This is a genomic window from Nocardia sp. NPDC052254 (genome assembly GCF_040679495.1).
In the GTDB taxonomy this organism is placed as follows: domain Bacteria; phylum Actinomycetota; class Actinomycetes; order Mycobacteriales; family Mycobacteriaceae; genus Nocardia.
In genome coordinates this window covers 978,645-1,004,393 of record NZ_JBFAUW010000001.1, presented here as the reverse complement: position 1 = coordinate 1,004,393, position 25,749 = coordinate 978,645, and the positions used below count along the sequence as shown (strand labels likewise).

Sequence of the window (25,749 nt, the reverse complement as noted above, 5' to 3'; positions counted from 1 at the left end):
TCTGAGGTAAAGGGTTGTGCGGTGACGCGATGCCGCTACTGTCGCATCCCGACACGAAAACCCGTTGAGGGAGAGGGAACAACTGTGCGCACGTCCGGCAGCCGGCTATTCACGAGTGAGTCCGTCACAGAGGGTCACCCGGACAAGATCTGTGATGCCATCAGCGACTCCATCCTCGACGCTCTGCTCACGGAGGATCCGCACAGCCGGGTCGCGGTCGAGACCATGGTGACCACGGGCCAGGTGCATGTGGCCGGTGAGGTCACCACCGAGGCCTACGCCGACATCCCGACCATCGTGCGCGAAAAGGTGCTCGAGATCGGCTACGACTCCTCGGCGAAGGGTTTCGACGGTGCGTCCTGTGGCGTGAACGTCGCCATCGGCGCCCAGTCGCCCGATATCGCCCAGGGTGTCGATCATTCGCACGAGGCCCGTGTCGGTGGCTCGGACGACGAGATCGAGCGTCAGGGCGCCGGTGACCAGGGCCTGATGTTCGGTTACGCCACCAAGGAGACCCCCGAGCTGATGCCGCTGCCGATCGCGCTCGCGCATCGGCTGTCGCGGCGCCTGACCGAGGTCCGCAAGTCCGGTGTGCTGCCCTATCTGCGCCCCGACGGCAAGACCCAGGTCACCATCGAATACGACGGCGACCGGCCGGTCCGGCTGGACACCGTGGTGCTGTCGACCCAGCATGCGGCCGATATCGATCTGGACAACCTGCTCGCTCCCGATATCCGCGAGAAGGTCGTCGAGGCCGTGCTGGCCGATCTGGATCTGCCCAACCCGCTCGACACCTCCGAGATCCGGCTGCTGGTCAACCCGACCGGTAAGTTCGTGCTCGGCGGCCCGATGGGTGACGCGGGTCTGACCGGCCGCAAGATCATCGTCGACACCTACGGTGGTATGGCGCGGCACGGCGGTGGCGCGTTCTCGGGCAAGGATCCCTCGAAGGTGGACCGCTCGGCCGCGTACGCCATGCGCTGGGTCGCCAAGAACGTGGTGGCCGCCGATCTGGCTGACCGGGTGGAGGTCCAGGTGGCCTATGCCATCGGCAAGGCCGCCCCGGTGGGCCTGTTCGTCGAGACCTTCGGCACCGAGAAGGTGGATCCGCTGGGCATCTCGCGGGCCATCGGTGAGGTCTTCGACCTGCGTCCGGGCGCCATCATTCGGGATCTGGACCTGCTGCGGCCGATCTACGCGCCGACCGCCGCGTACGGTCACTTCGGCCGGACCGATGTCGACCTGCCCTGGGAGCGCACCGACCGCGCCGACAAGCTGCGCGCGGCCGCCGGTCTCTGAGCCGGTCCGCGGCTGCCTTGGCGGAAGCGGCAAACCCGACGGCGTCCTCCGCTGCGGCGGAGGGCGCCGTTTGCGTGCCCGTACCCGGCCCCGCCGGTGAGTCTGCCGAATCGGGTGCGGGAGAAGCGGATTCGCTACATTCCGCGCCGATCGAGGAAGTCGCCACCGCGGCCTCGGAATCCGATGCCGAGGAGGCGACGGATCGGGAAGCCTCGACGACGGTGCGGCTCGACAAACCGATCGCCCGGGTGCTTCCGCTGCTCGAACCTGCCCACCTGGACCGCGATTTCGACTATGCGGTACCGCCGGAGATGGACGAACTCGCACAACCCGGTGTGCGCGTGCGGGTCCGGTTCTCCGGACGTCTCGTCGACGGCTACATCCTCGAACGGCTCACACGCAGTACGCATTCCGGGAAAATCATGCCGCTGCAGCGGGTGGTGTCCGGTGAGCGGGTACTGACACCGGAGATCGTGCGGGTGGTGTCCGCGGTGGCCGCCCGCTACGCCGGAACCCGCGCCGATGTGCTGCGACTCGCGATTCCGCCACGTCATGCGCGAACCGAAGCCGCGGAGCCCAAACCCGTTGTGCTGCCCGATATCCCGGAGAAGTTTCCGGAGTGGGATCGATATGTGCACGGTGGGTCGTTCCTGTCCGCGTTGCGGCGGGGCAGCGGACCGCGTGCGGCGTGGCAGGCGATGCCGGGTGAGGATTGGGCGCGGCGGCTGGCAGAACTGGCCGCGACCGCGGTGGCCGGCGGGCGCGGTGCGATCATCATGGTGCCCGATCAGCGCGATCTGGATCGGGTTGCGGCCGAATGCGCGGTGCTGGTAGGAGATTCGGTCGTCGGTCTGTCGGCTGGACTGGGCCCGGCCGCGCGATACCGGCGCTGGCTCGCGGTCCTGCGCGGTACGGCGCGGGTGGTGGTCGGCACCCGCAGCGCGGTATTCGCGCCGGTGCGAGATCCGGGACTGATCGTGGTGTGGGACGACGGCGACGACACCTACGCCGAACCGCGCGCGCCCTATTCCCATGCCCGCGAGGTCGCCATGCTGCGCGCGCACGACACCGGTGCGGCATTCGTGGTGTCGGGATTCGCTCGCACCGCGGAAGCCCAGGCGATCGTGGAATCCGGTTGGGCGCACGATCTGATCGCGGACCGAGCCACCCTGCGCGCCGCCACTGCGCACATTCATGCCCCGGGCGACAGCGATATCGCCCTGGAACGCGATCCCCTGGCGCGCGCGATCCGCATCCCCGGCACCGCCTTCGCCGCGGCGCGCAGGGCCCTGGCGGCCGGTGAGCCGGTTCTCGTGCAGGTGCCGCGGCGCGGGTACGTTCCGGCGCTGGCATGTGCGAAATGCCGCACACCCGCGCGATGCCGGCACTGCAACGGTCCACTGGCATTGCCGGAGACCGGATCGTGGGGCCGGCGAGATGCGAAGGTGGACCACGGTTCCCGGCACGTCTCTGCCGGCGGGCGAAGTCTCGATGCGAACGACCGGACCCCCTCCGGGCGCGACGGCGCCGCGGCCGTCCCGCTGGGCAGCCGGGGGTCCGCCGATGTGGCGGTGAGTCCGAGCTGCCGCTGGTGCGGGAAGGTGGAGCCGGCCTTCCGCTGCGGTACTTGCGGTTCACGGGTGCTGCGCGCGGTGGTGATCGGGGCCCAGCGCACCGCCGAGGAGCTGGGACGCGCGTTCCCCGGCGTGCCCATCCGGGGTTCCGGTGGTGCGGCCGTTCTGGATTCGGTGCCAAGCGGGCCGCAGGTGGTGGTCGCGACCATCGGCGCCGAACCGCCGGTTCCGGGAGGTTATGGGGTTGCCCTGCTGCTCGACGGCTGGGCGTTGCTCGGCCGAGCGGATCTACGGGCTGCCGAGGACGCGCTGCGGCGCTGGATGTCGGCGGCGGCACTCGTCCGTGCGGCCGGTGAGGTGCTCGTCATGGCCGAACCGTCGCTGCCGGTTGTGCAGGCGCTGGTGCGCTGGGATCCGATCGGCCATGCCCGCCATGAACTCGCCGCGCGCGTCGAGGTGCGTTTCCCGCCCGCGGTCCGGCTCGCCGCGCTCGACGGCACCACCGCGACGATCAGCGAATTGCTCAATGCGACAGTACTTCCCGACGGGGTCGAGGTGCTGGGGCCGGTTCCCCTGCCGCCGGGCGCGCGCACACCATTCTCCGGCGATGCCGCACCGGCGGAGGTCGAGCGCATGATCCTGCGTGTCGATCGGCACGAGGGTTCGGCACTGTCGCGGGCGCTCGTGGCCGCGCTGACCGTCCGCAGCAGTCACCGCTCGGACGGCCCGCTGCGGGTGCAGATCGACCCGGTCGACATCGGCTAGCGGCGCACGGTCCGAGCCGGGCCGCCCGCTGGATGAACTCCGGCGCCCGCTCCCGCTGCGGCGATAGGGAGCCACCGCAGGCCGTGCGTGGTGACTCGTGCGATCGATCATCCGAGGGCGGCTCGACGAGTCCGTCGCGCGGTCACCGCAGTGCGCTGAACGTGATCCATGAGGGTATGCCGTTCGGGACGGCCGGTCGCACGTGTCCTGCAGGCAAGGCAGTCCGTAGATGACAGTGATGCGTCCCATACTTGTCAAAGATGCATTGCCGATATATCGTTGATTGCGTCAACGTAAGACAGACAGCCTGAGGAGGCACATCATGGAACCCATGGAGAACATGGACAGGTTCGGTCGTGGCCGTCGTCGCGGACCCCGGCCGGATCCGCAGGAACGCGGCGGACGCGAACAGTTCCGCCGGCATCCGCGCGGGCCGCACGGCTTCGGTCCCTTCGGCCCCGATTTCGGACCGGGATTCGGTCCCGGCGGCCACGTCGGACGTGGTCGCGGTCGCGGTGGCCGCGGACGGCGCGGCGATGTACGGGCGGCGATTCTGTTGCTCGTACAGGAGCGCCCGATGCACGGATACGAATTGATCCAGCAGATTCGCGAGCGCAGCGAGGACATCTGGCGGCCGAGTCCCGGGTCGATCTACCCGGCACTGTCGCAGCTCGAGGACGAGGGTCTGATCGTCATCGAGAAGGTGTCCGGTCGTAAGACCGCCAAACTGACCGATGCGGGTACCGCTTATGTCAGCGAACATCGCGACGAACTCGGCGACCCGTGGCAGGACGTGCGGGCGGGAGTCGGAGATCAGGCTCTGGATCTGCGCGAGCTCGTCGGCCAGTTGATGGGCGCGGTCGGGCAGGTGGCCCGGGCCGGGACACCGGAGCAGGCCGGAAAGGCCGCCGAGGTCCTCACCGAAGCCCGGCGTTCGATCTACCGGATCCTCGCCGACGACGATTCCGCCGCGGCCGAGTGAGCCGGTGAAGATCGTGTCCCGTCGCATATCCCGCCGCCCGCGGCGCACAATCGGGGGATGGGACATCCGCAGGTCGGCCGTCGAAACGGGAGCACGTGGCGTAGGACGCTGGCGGCGACGGCGGTGGTGTGCGGGACGGTCCTCGGTGGCAGCGCCTCCGGCTGGGCCGAACCGCCCGCATCTCCGTCACCGGACGCGCGCCCCGTGGTGGTCCCCACCGAATGGGGACCACCACAACCGGAACATCTGTCGGCCTCGCGTTACCTGAAGGCGCACCCCGGCGCCACCCCTTGGGGGACAAACGATTTCGGCTGCCGGCCCACCACGCGTCATCCCCGGCCGATCATCCTGGCACACGGCACCGACGCCACCGCCTACACCGACTGGGCCGGTATCGGCCCACAGCTCGCCGCGGCCGGATTCTGCGTTTTCGCCCCCGACTACGGCGGCAAACCCGATGCGAAGAGCTTCGGCACCGAAGATCTGTGGGCATCGTCGCGGCAGCTCGGTGACTTCGTCGACCACGTCCTCGACGCCACCGGCGCTCGCAAGGTCGATCTGGTGGGATTTTCCCAGGGCGCGAATGTGACCAGGTACTACATCGACAAACTCGGCGGCGCACCCAAGGTCGGCCAGTGGATCGGACTGGCCTCGCCCAGCTACGGCAGTGTCATGTACGGGCTGGTGCCCCTCGCCGACGCGGCCCCCGGACTCTGGGACGCCTACGAGCGGGTCACCTCGCTGGCCGCGATCCAGCAGGCGCAGGGGGCGCCGTTCATCCGCGAACTCGACGCGGGCGGCGACACGGTGCCCGGGGTCGGCTACACCACCATCGGCAGCCGGGTGGACGAGATGATCCAGCCGTTCGGCAATATCGCGCTGACCGGGCCCGGTGCCCGAAACATCGTGTTGCAGGATCTGTGCCCCATCGATCTGACCGGGCATTTCCACATGGTCTACGACCCGTTCGTGCAGCAGCTGCTGCTCACCCTGCTCGACCCCGGCGCCGCACCGCTGCCACAGTGCGCCTACGTACCACTGGGCACCGGAATCGGTGAAGTGATCCTCGGTGCCCATTCCTGACGAACCGGATTTCCCCGCTTCCGTAAACTGAGGCGACCGCCTGTCGTCTCGCCCGGGAGTAAGCCTGTGACAATCCAGCCCGTTCGCCTGTTCGGCGATCCCGTCCTGCGCGCCCGCGCGGATGAGGTCGGCACCTTCGACAGGGACCTCGAGCAGCTGGTCGGCGACCTGACCGACACCATGCACGCGAGTCGCGGAGTGGGGATGGCCGCGCCGCAGATCGGCGTCGGCTTGCGGGTGTTCGTCTACGACACCGGAGATGCGGCCGGGCACGTGGTGAACCCGACCTTCGAGGTCGTCGGTGCCGACGAACAGACCGGTCCCGAGGGATGTCTGTCCATTCCCGGCCTGCGGCACGACGTCACCCGGGCACAGCGGGTGGTCGCGCGCGGGGTCGACATCGCCGGCAAGCCGGTGGAATTCGAGGCGGACGGGTTGCTGGCGCGCTGTGTGCAGCACGAGACCGACCATCTCGACGGCGTGCTGTATCTGCAGCGCCTGGAATCCGCGACCCGGAAACAGGCAATGCGTGAGGTTCGCGAATCGCAGTGGTTCGCGGCGGGCAAGACGGTGATGTCGGCGGCCGAGGTAGCCGGCAGCCGCGCCGAGGGCGGGCGGGGCGAGTAGATGCGCCTGGTCTTCGCGGGAACTCCCGAACCGGCTGTTCCGTCCCTGCAGCGGCTGATCGATTCCGCTCGCCACGAGGTGGTCGCGGTGGTGACCCGCCCCGACGCCGTCGCCGGCCGCGGTCGCAAGGTGATGCGTTCCCCGGTCGGCCGGCTGGCCGACGAGCACGGGATACCGGTACTCACCCCACACAAACCGTCCGAGCCCGACTTCGTCGCGGCACTGACGGAATTGGCGCCCGACTGCTGTCCGGTGGTGGCCTATGGCGCGCTGCTGCCGCAGCTGGTGCTCGACATCCCGGTGCACGGCTGGGTCAATCTGCACTTCTCGCTGCTGCCGGCCTGGCGCGGTGCCGCCCCGGTGCAGGCGGCGGTGCTGGCGGGTGACGAGATCACCGGAGCGTCCACCTTCCGCATCGAAGCGGGGCTCGACACCGGCCCGGTGTACGGCGTGGTGACCGAGCGGATCGGCCTCGCCGACACCGCGGGCGCATTGCTGGAACGGTTGTCGCACTCCGGTGCCCACCTGCTGGAGTCGACGCTCGACGGGATCGCGGACGGCGGTGTGCAGGCCGTGCCGCAATCGAGTGAGGGCATCTCCTACGCCCCGAAGATCGAGGCCGCCGCGGGGCACATCCGCTGGGATCAGCCCGCACTCGCGATCAATCGCCGGATCCGCGCGGTCACTCCCGCGCCCGGCGCCTGGACCGAGATCGAGGGCAAACGCCTGAAGGTGGGTCCGGTGGAGCTGGTCGAGGATCAGCTCCCGCCGCGGGCGATCGAGGTCCGCAAATCCGGTGTCTACGTCGGCACCGCCACCACCGCCGTCCGCCTGGATCAGGTGCAGCCGCAGGGCAAGCGCATGATGCGAGCGCTGGACTGGGCGCGCGGCGCCCGGCTGGAACCCGGCGCGGTGGTCGAGTGACGGGCCCGCGCGAGCGCGACGGCGGCGATCGGTCCGACCGGGGCCGGCGCGGCGAGGCCGGGGGACGGCCCGGCGGCCGCGGAGGTCGTGGCGCCGCCGGCGAGAACGGGCGCGCTCGCTCCGACCGGCGTTCCGGGGAACGTGCGGGGCGGCCGGATTCGGGGCAGGGCGGACCCCGGGCCGACCGTTCCGGTGGCGATCGCCGGACGGGTGGTGCCGGCTCCGGCCGGCGGACGGGACGCGACGCCGAGCCGGGCGACCGCCGCGGCGGCTCCGGTGCCGATCGGCGGTCGCCGGGATCCGGAGCGGGACAACAGAAATCGAAACAGGGGAGTCGTGATTCGCGACGCCCGGGGTCGACGCGAGACTCGGCGCCGGGCCGTCGTGGTACGGCGCTGGACGCGCCCCGGCTGGTGGCGCGGGATGTCCTGCGCGCTGTGCGTGAACGCGACGCCTACGCAAATCTGGTGCTGCCGGCACTGCTGCGCGAGCAGGGGCTGTCCGGGCGGGATGCGGCGTTCGCGACCGAACTCGCCTATGGCGCGTGCCGCGCACTGGGTGTGCTGGATGCGGTGATCGCCGAGTGCGCGGGCCGTCGGATCGACGAGATCGACGGTCCGCTGCTGGACGTGCTGCGGCTGGGCGTATACCAACTGCTGCGGACCAGGGTCGGATCGCACGCCGCGGTCGACACCTCGGTTGATCTGGCCCGCGTCGAATTCGGCAGCGGCAGAGCTGGTTTCGTCAACGCGGTGCTACGGCGTGCGGCGGCGCGGACCGCGGAGCAGTGGGTCGAGGAGCTGGCGCCGCAGGATCCGGTGGGGCATTCGGCCTTCGAACACGGTCATCCGGTATGGATCGCCCAGGCCTTCGCCGATGCGCTGGGCGCGCGGGCGGCGGAGCTGCCGGAGCTGCTCGCCGCCGACGACGCGCGCCCGATCGTTCATCTGGTGGCCCGGCCCGGCGACATCACCGCCGAGGAATTGGCCCTGGTCAGCGGCGGGGAAGAGGGGCGGTGGTCGCCCTACGCGGTGTATCTGGACGGTGGTGATCCCGCCCGGCTGGAGGCGGTGCGCGAGGGGATGGCCGCGGTACAGGACGAGGGGAGCCAGCTGGTCGTGCTCTCGCTGACCCGTGCGCCGCTACTCGGTCCCGACAACGGCCGCTGGCTGGATCTGTGTGCCGGCCCCGGTGGAAAGACCGCGCTGCTGGGCGCACTCGCCGAGATCGACGGCTGTCGCATCGACGCCGTCGAGCCCGCCGAACATCGAGCCGAACTGGTGCGTAAGGCAACTCGCGGCCTACCGGTGGCGGTGCACGTGATGGACGGACGCGCCGGTGAACTCGCGCCGGGTTACGACCGGATCCTGGTCGATGCGCCGTGTACCGGGCTGGGCGCACTGCGCCGGCGGCCGGAATCTCGCTGGCGGCGCACCCCCGCCGATGTTCGTGAGCTGACCGTACTTCAGCGCGAATTGCTCGGTGCCGCGTGGGAATTGCTGCGTCCCGGCGGTGTCGTCGTGTACTCGACCTGCTCACCGCATCTGCCCGAGACCGTCGGTGTTGTAGGCGATCTCGTCCGTCGCACGGATGCCGAACAGCTCGACACCCGCGAGTTGCTCCCGGGCGTCACCGATACCGGTGACGGACCGGGAGCCCAGCTGTGGCCACACCGGCACGGCACCGACGCCATGTTCATGGCAGCACTGCGCAAGCCGCTCTGAGCCGATCAGCCCGCGATCAGTGCACCGGCCAGCGCCACCGTGGCGACCCACACCGTCGACAGCAGGGCCAGGATCAGTGGCCGCGGTCCGACCCGGCGCAGGGTGGCCACCTGCACGCCGGCGCCGAGCGCGAACATGGCGGCCGTCAGCAGGGCGGTCTGCGCGGACTTCGCGATGTCGAGCACCGATCCGGGCAGTACGCCGGTGGTGCGCAGCGCCGCGAACCCCAGGAACGCGAGCACGAACAGCGGAATCAGCGGCGGGCGGCGGGTGCCGGCGGCGGGGGTGTCGCGGCGCCGGACCTGCCAGCCGATGACAGCCAGGACCGGTGCCAGCAACACCACTCGTGCCAGTTTGACAACCACCGCGACCGTGAGCGCACCGCCACCGATCGCACCGCCTGCCGCCACGACCTGAGCGACCTCGTGCACGGCACCGCCCGCCCAGATTCCGCTGGTGCGGGCGTCGAGGCCGAACACGTGCGACAACAGTGGCAGCACCCCGATCATGATGGTGCCGAACACCACGACGAGGGCGACAGCGGTCAGCAGTTCCTCGTCCTCGGCGTCGACCACCCCGTCCACCGCCGCCGCGGCGGCCGCACCGCAGATCGAGAATCCGCAGGCGATCAGGAGGCGCTGCGTCCAGCTGAGCCCGAGCAGCCGGCCCATCAGCATGGTCGCCGCGATCCCGAGTACGACGATCGCCACCACCACAAGAATCGTCGCCGGTCCCAGCCCGAGGATGTCGGAGAAGGTCAGCTGCAGCCCCAGCAGTGCCACACCCACCCGTAACAGCCGCTTCGCGCTGAACTGCAACCCGGGCTGGACCCGCTGCGGCAGGCTGACGCAATTGGCGAGCACCGCGCCGAGCGCGATCGCGATCAGCAGCGGGCTGACGGTCGGCAGGAATCGCCCGATAACCAATGCCACCGCGGTCGCCAAAGCTGTGAGTGCGAGCCCGGGTGCCGCGGCGGAGGCGGTGATCGCGGCCGGCCGGCGCTCGAAGCCGCGGCCGGACCGGATGTCACCGGTACCGGAACCAGGTGCCGCGACGACATGTGTCACATCGGCGCGGACGGCCGGCGGTGCGTGGTGCGCCGGCAGGTCGGCGCAGGCACCCGTCGGTACGGCATCGCCACGGTGCGGATCGTCGCCGGGGACGTTCGTGCGCGCGGAGTCCAGGCTTGTCATATCCGATACGGTGCCCCGATCGGAACCGGTTCGGTAGCCGGTGAATCGGCATCACAGACATATCAGAAATATATGCATCTTCGTCATGCCATATGATTCGGACATGCCTGCACTGCGTCCGGACCTGGGATTTCTCGAACTCCTGGTAGCCATCGACGATCGCGGAAGCCTGGGCGCGGCCGCGCGGTCGATCGGTATGGCGCAGCCGAACGCCTCGCGCGTCGTACGCCAGTGGGAACACCGTCTGGGATCGGATCTGCTCCATCGCACGCCGCGCGGCTCGACGCTGACTCCGGCCGGCACCGTCGTCGTGCACTGGGCGCGGCAGGTGCTGGCCGATGTGGACCGCCTCCTGGACGCCGCTGCGGCCTTGCGGACCGATCAGGACGCCGAGCTCACGGTGGCCGCGAGTATGACGGTGGCCGAATGCCTGTTACCGGGATGGCTGGGCGAGTTCCGGCGCGGCCACCCCGATGTGAAAGTCCATCTGCAGGTGCATAATTCGCGGCAGGTCTGTGATCGTCTGGTGGCCGGGGATTGCGATCTGGGCTTCGTCGAATCGCCGTCGGTGCCCGGCGGGCTGCCCCATGCGACCGTGGCTCACGACCGCCTGGTGGTGGTCGTGTATCCGGACCACCCGTGGGTCCGTCGCCGGACGCCGCTCACCGTCGCCGAACTCGCGGCGACGCCTCTGGTGGTCCGCGAACCCGGTTCCGGAACCCGCGGCACTCTGGACGCGGCACTGGCGGAATACCCACGCGCGGAACCACTTCTGGAGCTCGGCAGTGCGGCCGCCATTCGCACCAGCGTCCTCGGCGGCGTCGGCCCGGCGGTGGTCAGCACACTGGCTGTGGGGGAACAGCTGGACCGGCGGGAATTGCGCGCGATCACCGTCGAGGGCTTGGATCTGCGGCGCACCCTGCGCGCGGTGTGGCGCCCACCCCGCAAACTCGGAGGTCCCGCGGGACAGTTGGTGGCCGCCATTGTCGCGGCACAGCGCGAGCCGGTGCCGACGCGTCGCCCGCACTGACGGACCGGCGACCGGTCACTCCCGGGCGCTCTGCTCCCGCAGCCGCGCAAGGGTTTTCGCGAGAATGCGCGAGACGTGCATCTGTGAGATGCCCATTCGCTGCGCGATCTGGGTCTGCGTCATCGATTCGAAGAATCGCATGGTGAGGATGCGGCGCTCGCGTTCGGGCAGCCCCGCCAGCAGTGGCCTGATCGCGACGTACTCCTCGACGCGATCGAATTGCGATTCCTCTTCGCCCAGGGTGTCCAGCAGCGATGCCTCGGTGTCGCGGCCGACCGACACGGCGTCGATCGAACTGGGCTGGTAGGCGTTGCCCGCGATGACCGCCTGGGTCACCTCGTCGGGGTGGATATCGAGTTCGTGGGCGATCTCCTTGGCGGTGGGAGACCGTCCGAGTGACTGTGACAGCGAATCGATCGCCGATCCGATGCGCAGATGGGTCTCCTTGACCCGCCGCGGCACCCGCATCGCCCAGGTGTTGTCACGGAAGTACCGCCGTACCTCACCCATGATCGTCGGCACCGCGAACGACAGGAAGTTCGAGCCACGCGTGACATCGAACCGGTCCACCGCGTTGACCAGGCCGACCCGTGCCACCTGCGTCAGATCGTCGAATGGCTCGCCGCGCCCGCTGAACTTGCGAGCGATGTGGTCCGCCAAGGGAATACAGCGATTGATCAGCTCGCCGCGCAGTTCGCCGCGACGGTCTTCCGCGGCCTGCGACAGTGCTTGGAACAGTGCGTTGACATCGTCGTAGCCGGAGACCGATTCGGTGACCTCGGCCACCTCGTCACTCTCGTCGGATTCGTCCTCGGGCGTTATGGCGGCTGCGTCGGCGTTCTCGGAGCCGTCACCGTCCGCCGATGTGCTCGCGGCCGTATCCCCCGTATCCGTGGCATCATCGGCCGCGAATACGTTGTCTTCGTCGACCACTACGCCTTCCCCCGGACCCGCCGAAATTCCACGACCGTCGGGTAGCCGGAAATGTTCGAATCGTAGTCGTCCTGAGAGACGTCGATCCCGTCGGTCAGGGTGCGCAGCACGTGCCAGCCGAAACTGCGCTGATCCGGAAGTTGTGAGGTGGCCGCGACACCGGCGACCCGCACGATCAGATCGTTGTCGCCCACGGTGAAACGGCACCGCAGAGCGGTACCCGGGACGGCCAGTTCGATCAGCGTCGAGCATGCCTCATCGACGGCAAGCCGGATGTCGGCGACCTCGTCGAGTGTGAAATCGCTGAGCAGGACCAGGGTTTCGGCCAGCCCACGCACGATCGGAAGTTGCGACACGGTGGCCGCGACGCCGATCTCGACAGGTGTACTGCGCAGTCCCTCTTCAGCCGACATGTTGATCACCCTAAGGAGGCTACCCAACTTCGCGGCGCGCAATCGCGGACTGCACCGAATTCGGCGCCGTGGTGACCCAGTACACTCTCGCGCTGTGTCCACCTCGAATTCCCACTTCCACCGGCCGTCGCCGATGATCGCGCCGTCGATTCTGTCCGCCGATTTCGCCCATCTCGCCGAGGAGATCCGGGCGGTCGAGGGGGCCGACTGGTTGCACGTCGACGTGATGGACAACCACTTCGTGCCGAATCTGACGCTGGGGTTGCCCGTGGTGGAGAGTCTGCTGAAGACCACCGCCATTCCGCTGGACTGCCACTTGATGATCGAGGATCCGGGCCGTTGGGCCCCGCCTTACGCGGAGGCCGGCGCCTACAACGTGACATTTCACGCCGAGGCCACCGACGATCCGGTCGCGGTCGCACGCGATATCCGTGCGGCGGGCGGTAAAGCTGGTCTGTCGGTGAAACCGAATACTCCGATCGAGCCCTATCTGGAAATCCTGCGTAATTTCGACACATTGCTCGTGATGAGTGTCGAGCCGGGCTTCGGCGGGCAGTCCTTCATTCCGCATGTGCTGGACAAGGCGCGGGCCGTACGCCGTCTGGTCGACAGTGGCGAACTGCGGCTGGTCGTCGAGATCGACGGCGGCATCAACATGGACACCATCGAAGCCGCCGCCGAAGCCGGTGTGGACTGTTTCGTCGCCGGTTCCGCGGTCTACGGCACCGACGATCCGGCGGCGACCGTGGAAGTCCTGCGCGACAAGGTCATCGCTATCGAGCAGGCGGCCCGGCACTGAGGCGCGCGGCCTCGACAACGGCGGCCATCGGGACCACCGCGTCGAGGTGCTCGGGCGCCTGCACCCAGATCCGGTAGCCGGTCCGTTCGTCCTCGGCCGAGGGCAGGACCACCTGGCTACCGGTACAGGCGACCGTGGTGTAGAGCCGGAACAGCTCGGCCGCAACGGATGTGGTGACACCGGCGACCGCGGCGGGGCCGGTGATGAAGGTCCAGCGCCGCGCCCGCGGATGGTGTACCACCGGTGTCACCAGACCGGACTGTGTGAGTTGCCGCAGCACACGTTCGCCGAGATCGGCCGGCATGGTGACCGCGCCGAATCGGGTGCCGATCTCGAGCACGATGTGCCCGGATGCGCTGTCCACCGCCGCGGGTAGATGGAAGACGCGACGATACCGCTCGCAACGATCTGTCAGGGACGTGTCGATCACTGATGTCACGCCGCACCCCCATGAGTGTTGTTGTCCAACGTGGATCGGGCCCGGACGGGCCTGTCCTTCTTGATGTCGTCAGAGCACGATGGTGAACTGTGCACGGTAGTGAACTGTTGGAATCAACTGCATAACAATATTGCTACCGAAATCGCGATCGCGCAAGCGCAGGGGTTGAATTCGCTGGCAGGTGGGTAACAAATCGAGTTCGGCCGAGAAATCCGCATGTCATACCCGGATATTGATTGATTTTACTGCACCCCTCATAATCCTGTGGTCAGGAATTGGGTCCCAATTTATTTCTTTGCCCGGAAAATATGGCCGTAGTGCGATTCTGCGATTCTTTCGCCCGGCGCGTCGCGTTCCGTCGTCCGTTTTGGTAGGAGTTTCCGGTCCGGCGGTCTCGTATCCTGGTATGTCCGGTCGGTGGGACGGCCGGATTTTTTGTGCTCCATCGCGTCGTTAGGCTGAGGACGGTGCTGCTCGCCGGGGAATACCGCGGGCGGCCCGCACCGTTTGCGCTAGCGGACGCCCTACGCGGAGGGCGCCGGGTGACAGGAGACAGGGATGTTCACAGGCATCGTCGAGGAGCTGGGTGAGATCGTCGCGGCCGAGCGATCGCCGGACGCCGCCCGGCTCACGATTCGCGGTGCCCTGGTGACCTCCGACGCCGGTCACGGCGATTCCATCGCGGTGAACGGCGTCTGCCTGACCGTGGTCGACGTGATCGACGGCGACAGTTTCACCACCGATGTGATGGGTGAGACGCTCAACCGCTCCGGGATCGGCAAGCTCGACATCGGTTCGAAAGTGAATCTGGAACGTGCCGCCGCGGTGAACAGCCGGTTGGGCGGACACATCGTCCAGGGCCATGTCGACGGCACCGGTGTCGTGCTGTCGCGGACCCCGTCCGACAACTGGGAGGTCGTCCGAATCTCGCTGCCGGACAACCTGGCCCGCTACGTTGTCGAGAAGGGTTCGATCACGGTGGACGGCATCTCGCTGACGGTCTCCGGGCTCGGCGCGGACGATACGGGAGAGCCCGGTCACCGCGACTGGTTCGAGGTCTCGCTGATCCCGACCACCCGCGAACTCACCACCCTCGGCACCGCCCGCACCGGCGCCACCGTGAATCTGGAGGTGGACATCATCGCCAAGTACGTCGAACGGCTCCACCAGCGGGGGTAACCCGCCCCCGCCGGGCACGAACAAGATGACCGACAACTACATAGGTAGCGCGACCGGACCTTCGGCGAGCGGAACCCGCCCCACACCCAGCACAGACCTCCGCAGATGCGTTCATCCCAAAGGTTCTCGGCCCACCTCGATTTCGGACTGACGAAGCGGACGAGCGGAGGAGGGAAAAATCGAGGCCCAAGGGGCCGAGAACCCGCCGCAGTGAAGCGGAGGCCGAAGACATAAGCTCGAGGCGCACCTATTCCGAGATGGAGCACAGCAGACGTGACCAGGTTCGACACCATCGAGCGCGCAGTCGCCGATATCGCCGCCGGTAAAGCGGTCGTCGTCGTCGACGACGAGGGCCGGGAGAACGAGGGCGACCTCATCTTCGCCGCAGAGAAGGCAACCCCCGAACTGGTGGCCTTCATGATCCGGTACACCTCCGGCTACATCTGTGTGCCACTGACCGGTGCGGACTGCGATCGGCTGGGCTTGCCGCCGATGTACTCGATGAACCAGGACAAGCACGGCACCGCCTACACCGTGTCGGTGGATGCGCGCGAGGGTGTCAGCACCGGAATCTCCGCGGCCGATCGTGCTACCACGATGCGACTGCTGGCCGATCCGGTGGCGCGGGCCGACGAGTTCACGCGGCCCGGTCACGTGGTGCCGTTGCGGGCCAAGGAGGGCGGTGTGCTGCGCCGGCCCGGACATACCGAGGCCGCGGTGGATCTGTCGCGGATGGCGGGTCTGAGCCCGGCGGGTGTGATCTGCGAGATCGTCAGTCAGAAGAACGAGGGCGATATGGCCCGCACCGAGGAACTGCGGATCTTCGCCGACGAACACGAGCTGGCCCTGATCTCCATCGCCGACATGATCGCCTGGCGCCGCAAACACGAGAAGCAGGTGGAGCGGATCGCGGAGGCGCGTATCCCCACCAGGCACGGTGAGTTCAAGGCGGTCGGCTACAAGAGCATCTACGACGATGTGGAGCACGTGGCGCTGGTCCGTGGCGATCTGAGCATCGACGACGGTGACGACGTGCTGGTGCGCGTGCACTCGGAATGCCTGACCGGTGACGTATTCGGTTCGCTGCGTTGCGATTGCGGTCCGCAACTGGAAGCGGCGATGGAGATGGTCGCCGCCGAGGGGCGCGGGGTGGTGCTGTACATGCGCGGTCACGAGGGCCGCGGAATCGGTCTGATGCACAAACTGCAGGCGTATCAACTGCAGGATTCCGGGCACGACACCGTCGATGCGAATATCGAACTCGGCTTGCCGGCCGATGCGCGCGATTACGGTACGGGTGCGCAGATCCTGGTCGATCTGGGCATCAAATCCATGCGGTTGCTGACGAACAATCCGGCAAAGCGGGTGGGGCTGGACGGTTACGGCCTCAGCATCACCGAGCGGGTGCCGATGCCGGTACGGGCCAATGCGGAGAACCTGCGTTACCTGCGGACCAAGCGTGACCGGATGGGCCACGATCTGGTCGGTCTCGACGATCTGGACCTGGGCGAGACCGCCCAGTGAGATCGCCCCGGCCGGGGATTTCCGTGGCGGTGACGAATTCGTGAAACGAGGTAACGGTCGATGAGCGGAACAGGCGTTCCGGAGTTCGCACTGGCGGATGCGAATAATCTGACGGTGGGCATCGTGGCATCGCGCTGGCACACGACCATCTGCGACACTCTGCTCGCCAATGCCGAGCGGGTCGCGCGGGAGGCCGGCGTCGAGCAGATCACCGTGGTGCGATGTGCGGGCGCGATGGAGCTGCCCGTGGTCGCCCAGGCACTGGCCCGCACCCACGACGCGGTGGTGGCGCTCGGTGTGGTGATCCGTGGCGGGACACCGCATTTCGAATACGTCTGCGATGCGGTGACAGCGGGGCTGACCCGGGTCTCGCTCGACGAGGGCACGCCGGTCACCAATGGGGTGCTGACGGTGAACACCGAGGCTCAGGCGCTCGATCGGGCGGGGCTGCCGGATTCGGCCGAGAACAAGGGCGAACAGGCGAGTGCGGCGGCACTGGATGCCGCGCTGACCCTGCGTGCTCTGCGTCGAGAAGTCTGAGCCGATGTCACCGGTCGTTCACCTGTTCAAGCGCGGTTCGCAGTCCGACGCGCAGGCTTCGCAGTGGGATCTCGAGGTGCGTCCACGCCGGGCGGTGCGGGTCACGCGGATCGTGGCGGCCGTGATCGCGGTGTTGTTCGTCGTCGCCGGTGTGCTGTCGAGCAATTCGACGACGGGTGTGAATTTCCGCGGTGCCGATCAGGTGGCGATCATCTGCTTCGGGCTCCTGATCGCGGCCGCGGTGTTGTTGCTGGCCCGGCCGCGTGTGCGGGTCGGGCCGAGCGGCGTGGTGGTCCGCAATATCCTGGGCGACAACGAGTTCGGCTGGTCCGACATCCGCGGCATCTCGATCCCGGACAAGAAGGCGTGGGCGCGTTTGGAACTGGCCGGTGACGAGTATGTCCCGATGCTGGCCATCCGCGTCAACGACAAGGAATACGCCGCCGCCACGATGGATCGTTTCCGTGAGCTCGGCGCGAAATACACCGCCGGACAGGGCGACTGAATCAGCCGGTGTCGCCCAATACGATGCCCTCCCGGCGTGGGTCGGCGCCGCCGATCCATCCGTCCGGCAGGCGCTGCAATGCGCTGAGCCCGCTGGACTGCGGGGCGACCGACACCTGATGTCCCTTCTCCCGGAGTGCGCGCACCAGCGGGTCGTGTGCGCCGTCGTCGGTGGCGTCGATCGCCGGATGCTCACCACCGATGCCGGTCACCGGAGTGTTCGAGGCACCGAAGGCGACCTGGGAGACCGCCTGCTGCGGGTCCAGATGCCAATCGAGCAGTCCCACGAGAGCTTTCACCACGAACTGGATGATCACCGCGCCACCGGGTGAACCGGTCACATCGACCAACGGGCCGGGCGTGCCGTCGGGCGCGCGGTCGAACACCAGCGTGGGACTCATCGAACTGCGTGGTCGTTTGCCCGGTTGGACCCGATTGGCCAGTGGCACGCCCGCGGCATCCACGGGGGCGGCGCTGAAATCGGTCAGCTGGTTGTTGAGGACGAAGCCGTCGACCATGTGAAATGAGCCGAAGGCCGATTCCACGGTGGTGGTCATGGCAGCCGCGTTGCCGTAGCGGTCCACCACCGAGATGTGGCTGGTCCCGTGCTCGGGTTGTGGTGCGCCGGTGCCCAGTGGGACGGGACCGAAGTCGCCGGGCTTCGCCGTGCCCATCGAGCGGTCCGGATCAATCGATGCCGCCCGCTGCTTCAGATAGTCCTTGTTCAGCAGGGCGTCGGGTGATCCGCCGGGCAGGGGTACGAAGTCGGAATCGGCGACGTATTTGTCGCGGTCGGCGTAGGCGAGTCGTTCGGCCTCCGAGATCAGGTGGACCGCTTCGGCTTTCGGTATGCCGCCGTTGCGATCGAGGTGGTCGGGGGCCAGGCTGCCGAGGTCGAAGTTCTCGAGGATGCCGAGGGTGGCGGCGACGGTGATACCGCCGGAGGACGGGGTCGGCATCGAACAGAGTCGATGGTCGCGGTAGTCGGTGCACAGTGCCGTGCGTGTACGCGCCTGATAATGGGCCAGATCGTCGAGTGACATCAGGCCCGGGGTGCGTCCGCCGTCGGTGCCGGCGGTGGCGTCGACGATGTCGCGGGCGAGCGCACCGGTGTAGAAGGCGTCGGCGCCGTCGGCGGCGATGGCGCCCAAGGTCTTCGCCATGGCCGGATTGGTCAGGTGGTAGCCCTGCGGTTTGGGCGTACGGTCCGGTTGCAGGAAGTACGCCGCGGCGTTCGGGTCGCGCGCGAGATCCGGTGCGGACTGCGCGATCTGGCTCGCCATCCGTGCGCTGATGTCGAATCCGTTGTCGGCCAGCTCGATCGCGGGTCCGAACAGATCCCGCCACGCCTGTGTGCCGTGGTCGCGATGGGCGGCCTCGAGCAGGCGAAGTACTCCGGGCACACCGATGGAACGTCCGCTGGCCCGGGTATTCGGTTGCGGTACGGTGCGATCGGCATCGCTGACCCAGCGCAGATAGTTCTCGGTGGCCGCGGCGGGTGCGACCTCGCGGCCGTCGTAGGCCTGCACTGACTTCGCGGCAGCGTCGTAATACAGCATGAACGCGCCGCCGCCGATACCGGATGCCTGCGGCTCCACCAATCCCAGTACGGTCTGCGCCGCGATGAGCGCGTCCGCGGCGGTACCCCCGTCGGCCAGAACTCGGCAGGCCGCGCGGGTCGCGACGGGATTGGCTGTGGATACGGCGTAGGTGTGCGTGCGCACCGGGGACATGTCGCTGCGGTATCCGGTGGCGATCTCGGGGTTGGTGGCCAGATTCGTGGCGGTGGCGGCCGGTGGCGCGGCCGCGGTGACCGGTGTGCCGTCGGGGTGGTCGGTGCAGTCGGTGCCGCCGGCGGAGGGTTGTGACGAACAGCCCGTCAGCAGTCCGGAGATGAGCAGCAGCGCGGCGCAAGTGCCGGCCAGGATCGCTGGGGTGCGCCTCATGCAGGGATTTTATTCCGCTGCCGCCCCACGCCGCCGGGCTCGGTTCCCATACGGGGTAACGTCGAGCCGCCCCGCCGCCGACCAAGGGATCATCCGACCGATGAGTGAGCTACCGGCAGACATACACCTGACCGCGGAAGACAGCGGCTATCACAAGAGCCTGAAGCCGCGGCAGTTGCAGATGATCGCCATCGGCGGTGCGATCGGCACCGGCCTGTTCCTGGGTGCGGGCGGGCGCCTGGCCCATGCCGGGCCGGGGTTGTTCCTCGTGTACGCGGTGTGCGGTGTCTTCGTGTTCCTCATTCTGCGGGCGCTGGGCGAGCTGGTCCTGCACCGGCCGACCTCGGGATCGTTCGTGTCCTATGCGCGCGAGTTCTACGGGGAGAAGGCGGCTTTCGTCGCGGGCTGGACGTACTTCCTGAACTGGTCGATGACCGGCATCGTCGACACCACCGCGATCGCGACGTATCTGCACTACTGGGGTGCGTTCGGCGCCATACCGCAGTGGCTGCTGGCGCTCATCGCCCTGTGCCTGGTGCTGAGCGTCAATCTCGTCTCGGTGAAGTGGTTCGGTGAGTTCGAGTTCTGGGCGGCGCTGATCAAGGTGGTGGCGCTGGTGTCGTTCCTGATCATCGGCGTGATCTTTCTCGGTGGGCGGTTCCGGGTCGACGGTGCGGAAACCGGATTCGGCCTGGTGTCGGGGGCCGGCGGCTGGTTTCCCACCGGTGTGCTGCCGCTGGTGACGGTCGCCTCGGGGGTGGTGTTCGCCTACGCGGCGGTCGAGATGGTCGGTACCGCCGCCGGCGAGACCGAGAATCCGCAGCAGATCATGCCGCGCGCGATCAACTCGGTGATTGTGCGTATCGCGTTGTTCTATGTCGGATCGCTGATCCTGCTGGCGTTGCTGCTGCCCTACACCGCCTACCACGCCGACGAGAGTCCGTTCGTCACCTTCTTCGCGAAACTCGGTGTGCCGCACGCCGGATCGGTCATGAACCTGGTGGTGCTGACCGCGGCCTTCTCGAGTCTCAACGCGGGGTTGTACTCGACCGGCCGCATCCTGCGCTCGATGGCGGTCAACGGCAGTGCGCCGGCGTTCACCGCCCGCATGAACAGTCGCGGTGTGCCCTATGGGGGGATCGTGCTGACCAGTGTCATCGCGCTGGTCGGGATCTGGCTCAATTACATCGTCCCGGCGCGGGCGTTCGAGATCGTGCTCAACATCGCGTCCCTGGGGATCTTGTCCTCGTGGGCGACGATCGTGCTGTGCCAGCTGGCACTGTGGCGCCGGTGGCGGCGCGGCGAGATGGACCGTCCGGGGTTCCGGATGTTCGGCGCGCCCTACACCGGAATCGCGACGCTGGTGTTCCTGGCGGTGATGCTGGTGCTGATGGCCTTCGACCGCCCGGTGGGCACCTGGACGGTGGCCAGTCTCGTCGTGCTGATCCCGGCCTTGATCATCGGCTGGTTCGCGGCGCGCTCGCGAGTACTGGCGGTGGCGCGCCTGCGTGAACCGCCCGACGAGCAGCCCTCCCGGTCGACGGATCCGGTCCCGGTCGACGACTGAGCCGGACGCCGGTCAGGCGGTCCGGGCGGTCATGAAAGACGTTGTCCGGTGGTCGATTCGCGTTTCTCGGCGATGCGATGCCGGGCCTGCGCCCAGTCGATGGGCAGGTCGCCGACAGGTGCCGACCAGAACACGAACGTCGATTCCTTGATGACCGCGCGTGCGCGCACGATCGCCGACGCGTGTGGATCGGTCCGTGCGTAGGCGGTGATGGCATCCGCATCCGACCACGCCGACAGCGTCCAGAAGGTGCGCGCGGTGAGATCGGCCTTCAACGTGACTCCGACCACTCCTGGGGAGCGGCGCGCCTGGCGCCACAGCCGGATCGAGGTCGCGAGGAAGCCCGGTACGTGGCGCAGGGAGCGGACCTCGAGTCGTGAGGCCATGATCTGAACGTTCTCGGTGGTGGGCCGGTCGATGGTGACCCAGGGCAGAGTGGGCATGGCGAGGACTTTCCGGCGAGGTGAGAGGGTTGTCGCCCATTCACGATCGCACGCGACCTCAGATCTTGTCAATGACAAGATCCGAGGTCGCTTCCTTGGTTCAGGCCCGGACGGCGCGTTCGGTGCTGACGTGCCAGCGGCCGTCGTCGGTGCGATTGATCCGGATCGGATGATCGAAACAGGTGCTGATGTTGTCGCTGGTCAGTACCTGATCCGCCGGTCCGGCGGCCACACAGCGGCCCGCGCGCAGCAGCATGACGTGGGTGGTGGCCGGCGGCAATTCCTCGAGATGGTGGGTGACCAGGACGGAAGCCAGTTCCGGATGGGTGGACTGCAGCAGATCGATGCGATCGATGAGCTGTTCGCGCCCGCCCACGTCGAGTCCGGTGGCGGGTTCGTCGAGCAGCAGCAGCCGCGGTTCGGCGATGAGCGCGCGGGCGATGAGCGCGCGCCCGCGTTCACCCTGTGACATCGTCGGCCAGCGGGCCTCGCGCCGGTGGGTCAGGCCCATGAGTTCGATCAGGCGATCGGCCTCGGTGTTCTGTTCCGGCGTCGGCGACCAGCGCTGCTTGATGTCGGCGGTGCTCGTCAGTCCGGTCAGGACGACCTCGTGGGCGGTGAGTGGATAGGGCGGATTGTGCCGCGGATCGACATGGCCGATGAGGGTGCGCAGTTCGCGCATGTCGACCCTGCCCAGTCGATGGCCCAGGACGTGCACGCTGCCCTGTGTGGGATGTTCGAACGCGCCCAGCATCTTCAGCAGGGTGGTCTTGCCCGCGCCGTTGGGGCCGAGCAGGGCCCAGTGCTCGCCGGCGTGCACCGTGAGTGATACCTGGGCGAGAATCGGATTGTGGTTGCGGACGAAGTCCACGGCGTCCACCTGCAGGATGGGGAAGTCGACCATGGCGTCCACGGTAGCAAACTCCTCAGACAAGCTGATATGTGCTGGGCGGCGGACAGATTCGGTGAGCGCGCCGGAATCGAGTGGGGGATCGACCGATCGATGTGATCCGGATAACATTTCCGACGGGGGATCGGCGCGGCCGCGTGGTCGCGCGCCGGGCGTGCCGCAGGCGGACCGCCCCGGATGGGAGCTGATCATGCAGAGCCGTACCGATGAGATCGCCGAACGGATATTCCGGATATCGACCTTCGTCCCGGAGGTCGGTCCCACCGGATTCACCTTCAATCAATTCCTCGTCCTCGACGAGGAGCCGCTGCTGTTCCACTGCGGTATGCGCGGTTTGTTTCCGCTCGTCTCCGAGCAGATCGCCGCGATCATGCCGGTCGAACGGCTGCGCTGGATCACCTTCGGGCACGTCGAGGCCGACGAGTGCGGGGCGATGAATCTGTTCCTGGCCGCGGCGCCGCAGGCCCAGGTCGCGCACGGCGTACTCGGATGCGAGGTCTCGATCAACGACCTGGCAGATCGCCCGCCCCGGCCGCTGGCCGATGGTGAGGTGATCGAGCTGGGCGAGCGTCGAATCCGCCACATCGATACCCCGCACGCACCGCACAACTGGGAGTCGCGGGTGCTCTACGAGGAGACCACCGGGGTGTTGTTCAGCGGTGATCTCATGACCCAGGTGGGCGAAGGGCCCGCGCTCACCGAATCCGATGTCGTCGGCCCCGCATCCTTCGCCGAGGACGTCTTCGGCGCCACCTCGCTGGGCCCGGCGGTACCGGCCACGCTGTATCGGCTCGCGGACCTGCGCCCGGCGACACTGGCGATCATGCACGGTTCGAGTTTCGCCGGCGACGGTGCCACGGCGTTGCGGGATCTGGCCGCCGATTACGAGAGGCGCCTGGCGTCGGCGTGATCCGGTCCGGCCGGACCGGGGTGTGGGGACGGGCTCGTGATCGTGCGTGTCGTTCGCCCGGCGATCGGGGTGGGGCGGCCCTACACTCGGCACACACACTTTCGACGGAGGTGATCGGCGGTGCAACCTCACGACCCGCGTGATCCGCACACGGCACGATACGAGAGCGGGTATCAGCCGGGCGGTTATCCGGATCCCGGATATCGGGCCCAGCCCGCGCCCGGCGGGCAGCGCCCCGCCGCGAGATCCGGCCCCGAGATCAATCTCGGCATGTTCGCCGGCGGCGTGCTCGCGACCGCGATCGTGACCGCGCTCGCCGCGTGGTTGTGCGCCTGGATCATCGATGTCGTGGCCACCCGGGTGACCGAGAGTGGCAAGCTCGGCGTCTGGAATCCGATGGCCGATGACGGCTACTGGTTCGCCGTGGTGGCATTCCTGTGCGCACTGCTGGCCGGAGTGTTGTGGTATCTACTGCACCTGGGCACACCGTCGCCGGACATGTTCTTCTCCTGGATCGTGGGGATTCTCATCGCCGCGGCGGTGATCATCCCGCTGACCCTGTCCAGCGACTGGTGGGTGGGCGGCTCCACCGCCATCGAACACCTGGTGATCGGCCTGCCGATCTACAGCCTGATCAGGGCGGTGGGCGCCAAGAGCATCGTCTCGCCCTAACGCGGCAGGCGCGCCATCGCGCGTCCGGCCGCGCGCCCGGAGAAGATGCACCCGCCGAGGAAGGTGCCTTCGAGGGCGTTGTAACCGTGCACGCCGCCGCCGCCGAATCCCGCGACCTCGCCCGCGGCGTACAGGCCCGGGAACGCGGTCCCGTCGGCGCGAATCACCTGCGAGTCGAGGTCGGTCTGCAAGCCGCCCAGGGTCTTTCGGGTGAGGACGTTGAGCCGGACCGCGATGAGCGGGCCGTGCGCGGGATCGAGGATGCGGTGCGGTGCGGCGACCCGGCCGAGCTTGTCGCCGAGTGAACGGCGCGCGTTCGCGATCGCCATCAGCTGCGCGTCCTTGCCGTACTTGTTGTCGAGTTCGCGGTCGCGGGCGATGATCTGCCGTTCCAGGTCGGCGAGGTCGAGTTCGGGGCCGCGGGTGATCTCGTTCATGCCGCGCACCAGCTCCGGCAGGGTGTCGGCGACCACGAAGTCGACACCGTGGCGTTTGAAGGCCTCCACCGGACCGGGCGCGCCCTTGGTGGCCCGGCTCTTGAGGGTGAGTTTGAGGTCCTTGCCCGTGATATCCGGATTCTGCTCGGAGCCCGACAGCGCGAACTCCTTCTCGATGATCGACTGGGTGAGTACGAACCACGAGTAGTCGTAGCCGGTGGCCAGGATCTCCCGCAGGGTGGCGTTGGTGTCGAATCCGGGGAAACACGGTGCGGGCAAACGTTTTCCATTGGCATCGAACCACAGTGACGATGGGCCGGGGATGATGCGGATGGCGTGATCGGGCCAGACGGGATCCCAGTTGTTGATGCCCTCGGTGTAGTGCCACATCCGATCGCGGTTGACGATGCGCCCGCCGGCGGATTCGGAGATGCCGAGCATGCGCCCGTCGACATGTGCGGGCACGCCCGAGATGAGTGTCCGCGGGCAGGGACCCAGGCGTTCGGTGGGCCAGTTCCGGCGGATGAGGTCGTGATTGTGGCCGATGCCGCCGGAGGACACCAGGACCGCCGGTGCGCGGAATTCGAACTCGCCCACCGTGGTCCGCGAGGAGGCCACACCGCGGTCGAGGTCGGTGGGTTCCAGGACGCTGCCGCGGACGCCGACCACCGCGCCGTCGTCGACGATCAGATCATCGACCTGGTGCCGGAATGCGAATTCGACGAGGCCGCGCTGTTCGGCGGCCAGCACCGGTTCCAGGAAGACCCGCAGCACCTCCGGGCCGGTGCCCCAGGTGAGATGGAAGCGCGGCACGGAGTTGCCGTGCCCGTCGGCGGTGGCCCCGCCGCGTTCGGCCCAGCCGACCAGTGGTGTCACCCGCAGTCCGAGATCGTGCAGGTATTGCCGCTTGTCTCCGGCGGCGAACTCGACGTAGGCGCGTGCCCACTGCCGTGCCCAGTGATCCTCGTCCTCGCGATCGAATCCGGCCGAACCCTGCCAGTCCTGCCAGGCCAGTGCGAAGGAGTCCTTGATGCCGAGGCGGCGCTGCTCGGGGCTGTCGACCAGGAACAATCCACCCAGCGACCAGAACGCCTGTCCGCCCAGATTGTTGCGATTCTCCTGGTCCAGAACCAGTACCCGCCGACCCGCCCGGGTCAGTTCGTAGGTCGCCACCAGTCCGGCCAGTCCGGCTCCGACGACGATGACATCCGGCTGCTGTGACGGCGCCACGGGCACTCCTCCGCATTCGAGGCACAATGGATACATTCATGTATCGAACGTGTTCAAAGTAGCAGATTCCGGCCGCGCTGCCGCTGTCTCGGACGTTTCTGT

The 25,749-nt window shown here is 68.0% G+C and carries 24 protein-coding genes; 16 read left to right on the top strand and 8 right to left on the bottom strand.

From position 1 onward, the window contains the following. Positions 1-84: 84 nt before the first annotated feature. The 7 genes from metK to AB0L57_RS04450 all read left to right on the top strand — a co-directional run bounded on the left by metK (position 85) and on the right by AB0L57_RS04450 (position 8,978). Positions 85-1,299: a methionine adenosyltransferase gene (gene metK / locus AB0L57_RS04480; protein ID WP_364956945.1), complete on the top strand. Its 1,215-nt coding sequence runs from the start codon at positions 85-87 to the stop codon at positions 1,297-1,299. A gap of 221 nt (positions 1,300-1,520) precedes the next feature. Further along, the gene (locus tag AB0L57_RS04475) at positions 1,521-3,638 is read left to right on the top strand and encodes a primosomal protein N' (protein WP_364957305.1); all 2,118 of its coding nucleotides are present in this window, start codon (positions 1,521-1,523) and stop codon (positions 3,636-3,638) included. Positions 3,639-3,969: 331 nt separating this feature from the next. After that, positions 3,970-4,620, top strand: a complete 651-nt coding sequence (locus AB0L57_RS04470; protein ID WP_364957302.1) for a PadR family transcriptional regulator — start codon at positions 3,970-3,972, stop codon at positions 4,618-4,620. A 57-nt stretch (positions 4,621-4,677) separates the two neighbouring features. After that, positions 4,678-5,703, top strand: coding sequence for an alpha/beta fold hydrolase (locus AB0L57_RS04465; protein ID WP_364956941.1), 1,026 nt, complete (start codon positions 4,678-4,680; stop codon positions 5,701-5,703). Between the two features lie 66 nt (positions 5,704-5,769). Beyond that, positions 5,770-6,330, top strand: a complete 561-nt coding sequence (def, locus tag AB0L57_RS04460; RefSeq protein ID WP_364956939.1) for a peptide deformylase — start codon at positions 5,770-5,772, stop codon at positions 6,328-6,330. Continuing rightward, positions 6,331-7,254 carry a methionyl-tRNA formyltransferase gene (gene fmt, locus AB0L57_RS04455; RefSeq protein WP_364956936.1) on the top strand — a complete coding sequence of 308 codons (924 nt, stop codon included), beginning with the start codon at positions 6,331-6,333 and terminating at the stop codon, positions 7,252-7,254. A 413-nt stretch (positions 7,255-7,667) separates the two neighbouring features. Further along, complete coding sequence (locus tag AB0L57_RS04450) at positions 7,668-8,978, top strand: transcription antitermination factor NusB (RefSeq protein ID WP_364956933.1); 1,311 nt, start codon at positions 7,668-7,670, stop codon at positions 8,976-8,978. A 5-nt stretch (positions 8,979-8,983) separates the two neighbouring features. Here the strand turns inward: AB0L57_RS04450 and AB0L57_RS04445 are convergent, their stop codons facing one another. Next, positions 8,984-10,171, bottom strand: coding sequence for a putative sulfate exporter family transporter (locus AB0L57_RS04445; RefSeq protein ID WP_364956930.1), 1,188 nt, complete (start codon positions 10,169-10,171; stop codon positions 8,984-8,986). Between the two features lie 103 nt (positions 10,172-10,274). Between AB0L57_RS04445 and AB0L57_RS04440 the strand changes: the two genes are divergently transcribed. Beyond that, positions 10,275-11,201, top strand: coding sequence for a LysR family transcriptional regulator (locus tag AB0L57_RS04440; protein ID WP_364956927.1), 927 nt, complete (start codon positions 10,275-10,277; stop codon positions 11,199-11,201). A 15-nt stretch (positions 11,202-11,216) separates the two neighbouring features. Here AB0L57_RS04440 and AB0L57_RS04435 read toward each other — a convergent pair whose 3' ends face one another. Then, complete coding sequence (locus AB0L57_RS04435) at positions 11,217-11,987, bottom strand: RNA polymerase sigma factor SigF (RefSeq protein WP_364957299.1); 771 nt, start codon at positions 11,985-11,987, stop codon at positions 11,217-11,219. 146 nt (positions 11,988-12,133) lie between these two features. Then, positions 12,134-12,556 (bottom strand): anti-sigma factor, encoded by a 423-nt coding sequence (locus tag AB0L57_RS04430; protein ID WP_364956924.1) that lies wholly within the window; start codon positions 12,554-12,556, stop codon positions 12,134-12,136. Between the two features lie 124 nt (positions 12,557-12,680). Between AB0L57_RS04430 and rpe the strand changes: the two genes are divergently transcribed. After that, positions 12,681-13,346, top strand: coding sequence for a ribulose-phosphate 3-epimerase (gene rpe / locus AB0L57_RS04425; RefSeq protein ID WP_364957296.1), 666 nt, complete (start codon positions 12,681-12,683; stop codon positions 13,344-13,346). Here the strand turns inward: rpe and AB0L57_RS04420 are convergent. Then, a complete protein-coding gene (locus AB0L57_RS04420) occupies positions 13,321-13,785 on the bottom strand; it encodes a hypothetical protein (RefSeq protein WP_364956921.1) in 465 nt (154 codons plus the stop codon). The two genes, rpe and AB0L57_RS04420, sit on opposite strands and share 26 nt — an antisense overlap. A gap of 558 nt (positions 13,786-14,343) precedes the next feature. Here AB0L57_RS04420 and AB0L57_RS04415 point away from each other — a divergent pair. From AB0L57_RS04415 to AB0L57_RS04400, 4 genes are all read left to right on the top strand, one after another. Further along, positions 14,344-14,964: a riboflavin synthase gene (locus tag AB0L57_RS04415; RefSeq protein ID WP_364956918.1), complete on the top strand. Its 621-nt coding sequence runs from the start codon at positions 14,344-14,346 to the stop codon at positions 14,962-14,964. Positions 14,965-15,237: 273 nt separating this feature from the next. Then, positions 15,238-16,488 carry a bifunctional 3,4-dihydroxy-2-butanone-4-phosphate synthase/GTP cyclohydrolase II gene (locus AB0L57_RS04410; protein WP_364956915.1) on the top strand — a complete coding sequence of 417 codons (1,251 nt, stop codon included), beginning with the start codon at positions 15,238-15,240 and terminating at the stop codon, positions 16,486-16,488. A 60-nt stretch (positions 16,489-16,548) separates the two neighbouring features. Further along, positions 16,549-17,028, top strand: a complete 480-nt coding sequence (ribH, locus tag AB0L57_RS04405) for a 6,7-dimethyl-8-ribityllumazine synthase (protein ID WP_364956913.1) — start codon at positions 16,549-16,551, stop codon at positions 17,026-17,028. 4 nt (positions 17,029-17,032) lie between these two features. Further along, a complete protein-coding gene (locus tag AB0L57_RS04400; RefSeq protein ID WP_364956909.1) occupies positions 17,033-17,533 on the top strand; it encodes a PH domain-containing protein in 501 nt (166 codons plus the stop codon). 1 nt (position 17,534) lies between these two features. On the opposite strand, the gene ggt is transcribed toward AB0L57_RS04400, so the two are convergent. Next, positions 17,535-19,478, bottom strand: a complete 1,944-nt coding sequence (gene ggt / locus AB0L57_RS04395) for a gamma-glutamyltransferase (RefSeq protein WP_364956906.1) — start codon at positions 19,476-19,478, stop codon at positions 17,535-17,537. 100 nt (positions 19,479-19,578) lie between these two features. Between ggt and AB0L57_RS04390 the strand changes: the two genes are divergently transcribed. Next, positions 19,579-21,045, top strand: coding sequence for an amino acid permease (locus tag AB0L57_RS04390; protein ID WP_364956904.1), 1,467 nt, complete (start codon positions 19,579-19,581; stop codon positions 21,043-21,045). A gap of 29 nt (positions 21,046-21,074) precedes the next feature. Here the strand turns inward: AB0L57_RS04390 and AB0L57_RS04385 are convergent, their stop codons facing one another. Next, positions 21,075-21,488 carry a DUF3291 domain-containing protein gene (locus tag AB0L57_RS04385; protein WP_364956902.1) on the bottom strand — a complete coding sequence of 138 codons (414 nt, stop codon included), beginning with the start codon at positions 21,486-21,488 and terminating at the stop codon, positions 21,075-21,077. Between the two features lie 100 nt (positions 21,489-21,588). Further along, positions 21,589-22,392 carry an ATP-binding cassette domain-containing protein gene (locus AB0L57_RS04380; protein WP_364956899.1) on the bottom strand — a complete coding sequence of 268 codons (804 nt, stop codon included), beginning with the start codon at positions 22,390-22,392 and terminating at the stop codon, positions 21,589-21,591. Between the two features lie 196 nt (positions 22,393-22,588). On the opposite strand from AB0L57_RS04380, the gene AB0L57_RS04375 reads away from it, so the two are divergent. Both AB0L57_RS04375 and AB0L57_RS04370 read left to right on the top strand, forming a co-directional pair. After that, the gene (locus AB0L57_RS04375; RefSeq protein WP_364956897.1) at positions 22,589-23,308 is read left to right on the top strand and encodes an MBL fold metallo-hydrolase; all 720 of its coding nucleotides are present in this window, start codon (positions 22,589-22,591) and stop codon (positions 23,306-23,308) included. 120 nt (positions 23,309-23,428) lie between these two features. Then, positions 23,429-23,980 carry a hypothetical protein gene (locus AB0L57_RS04370; RefSeq protein ID WP_364956894.1) on the top strand — a complete coding sequence of 184 codons (552 nt, stop codon included), beginning with the start codon at positions 23,429-23,431 and terminating at the stop codon, positions 23,978-23,980. On the opposite strand, the gene AB0L57_RS04365 is transcribed toward AB0L57_RS04370, so the two are convergent. After that, positions 23,977-25,683 carry an FAD-binding dehydrogenase gene (locus tag AB0L57_RS04365; protein WP_364956892.1) on the bottom strand — a complete coding sequence of 569 codons (1,707 nt, stop codon included), beginning with the start codon at positions 25,681-25,683 and terminating at the stop codon, positions 23,977-23,979. The two genes, AB0L57_RS04370 and AB0L57_RS04365, sit on opposite strands and share 4 nt — an antisense overlap. Positions 25,684-25,749: the final 66 nt, after the last annotated feature.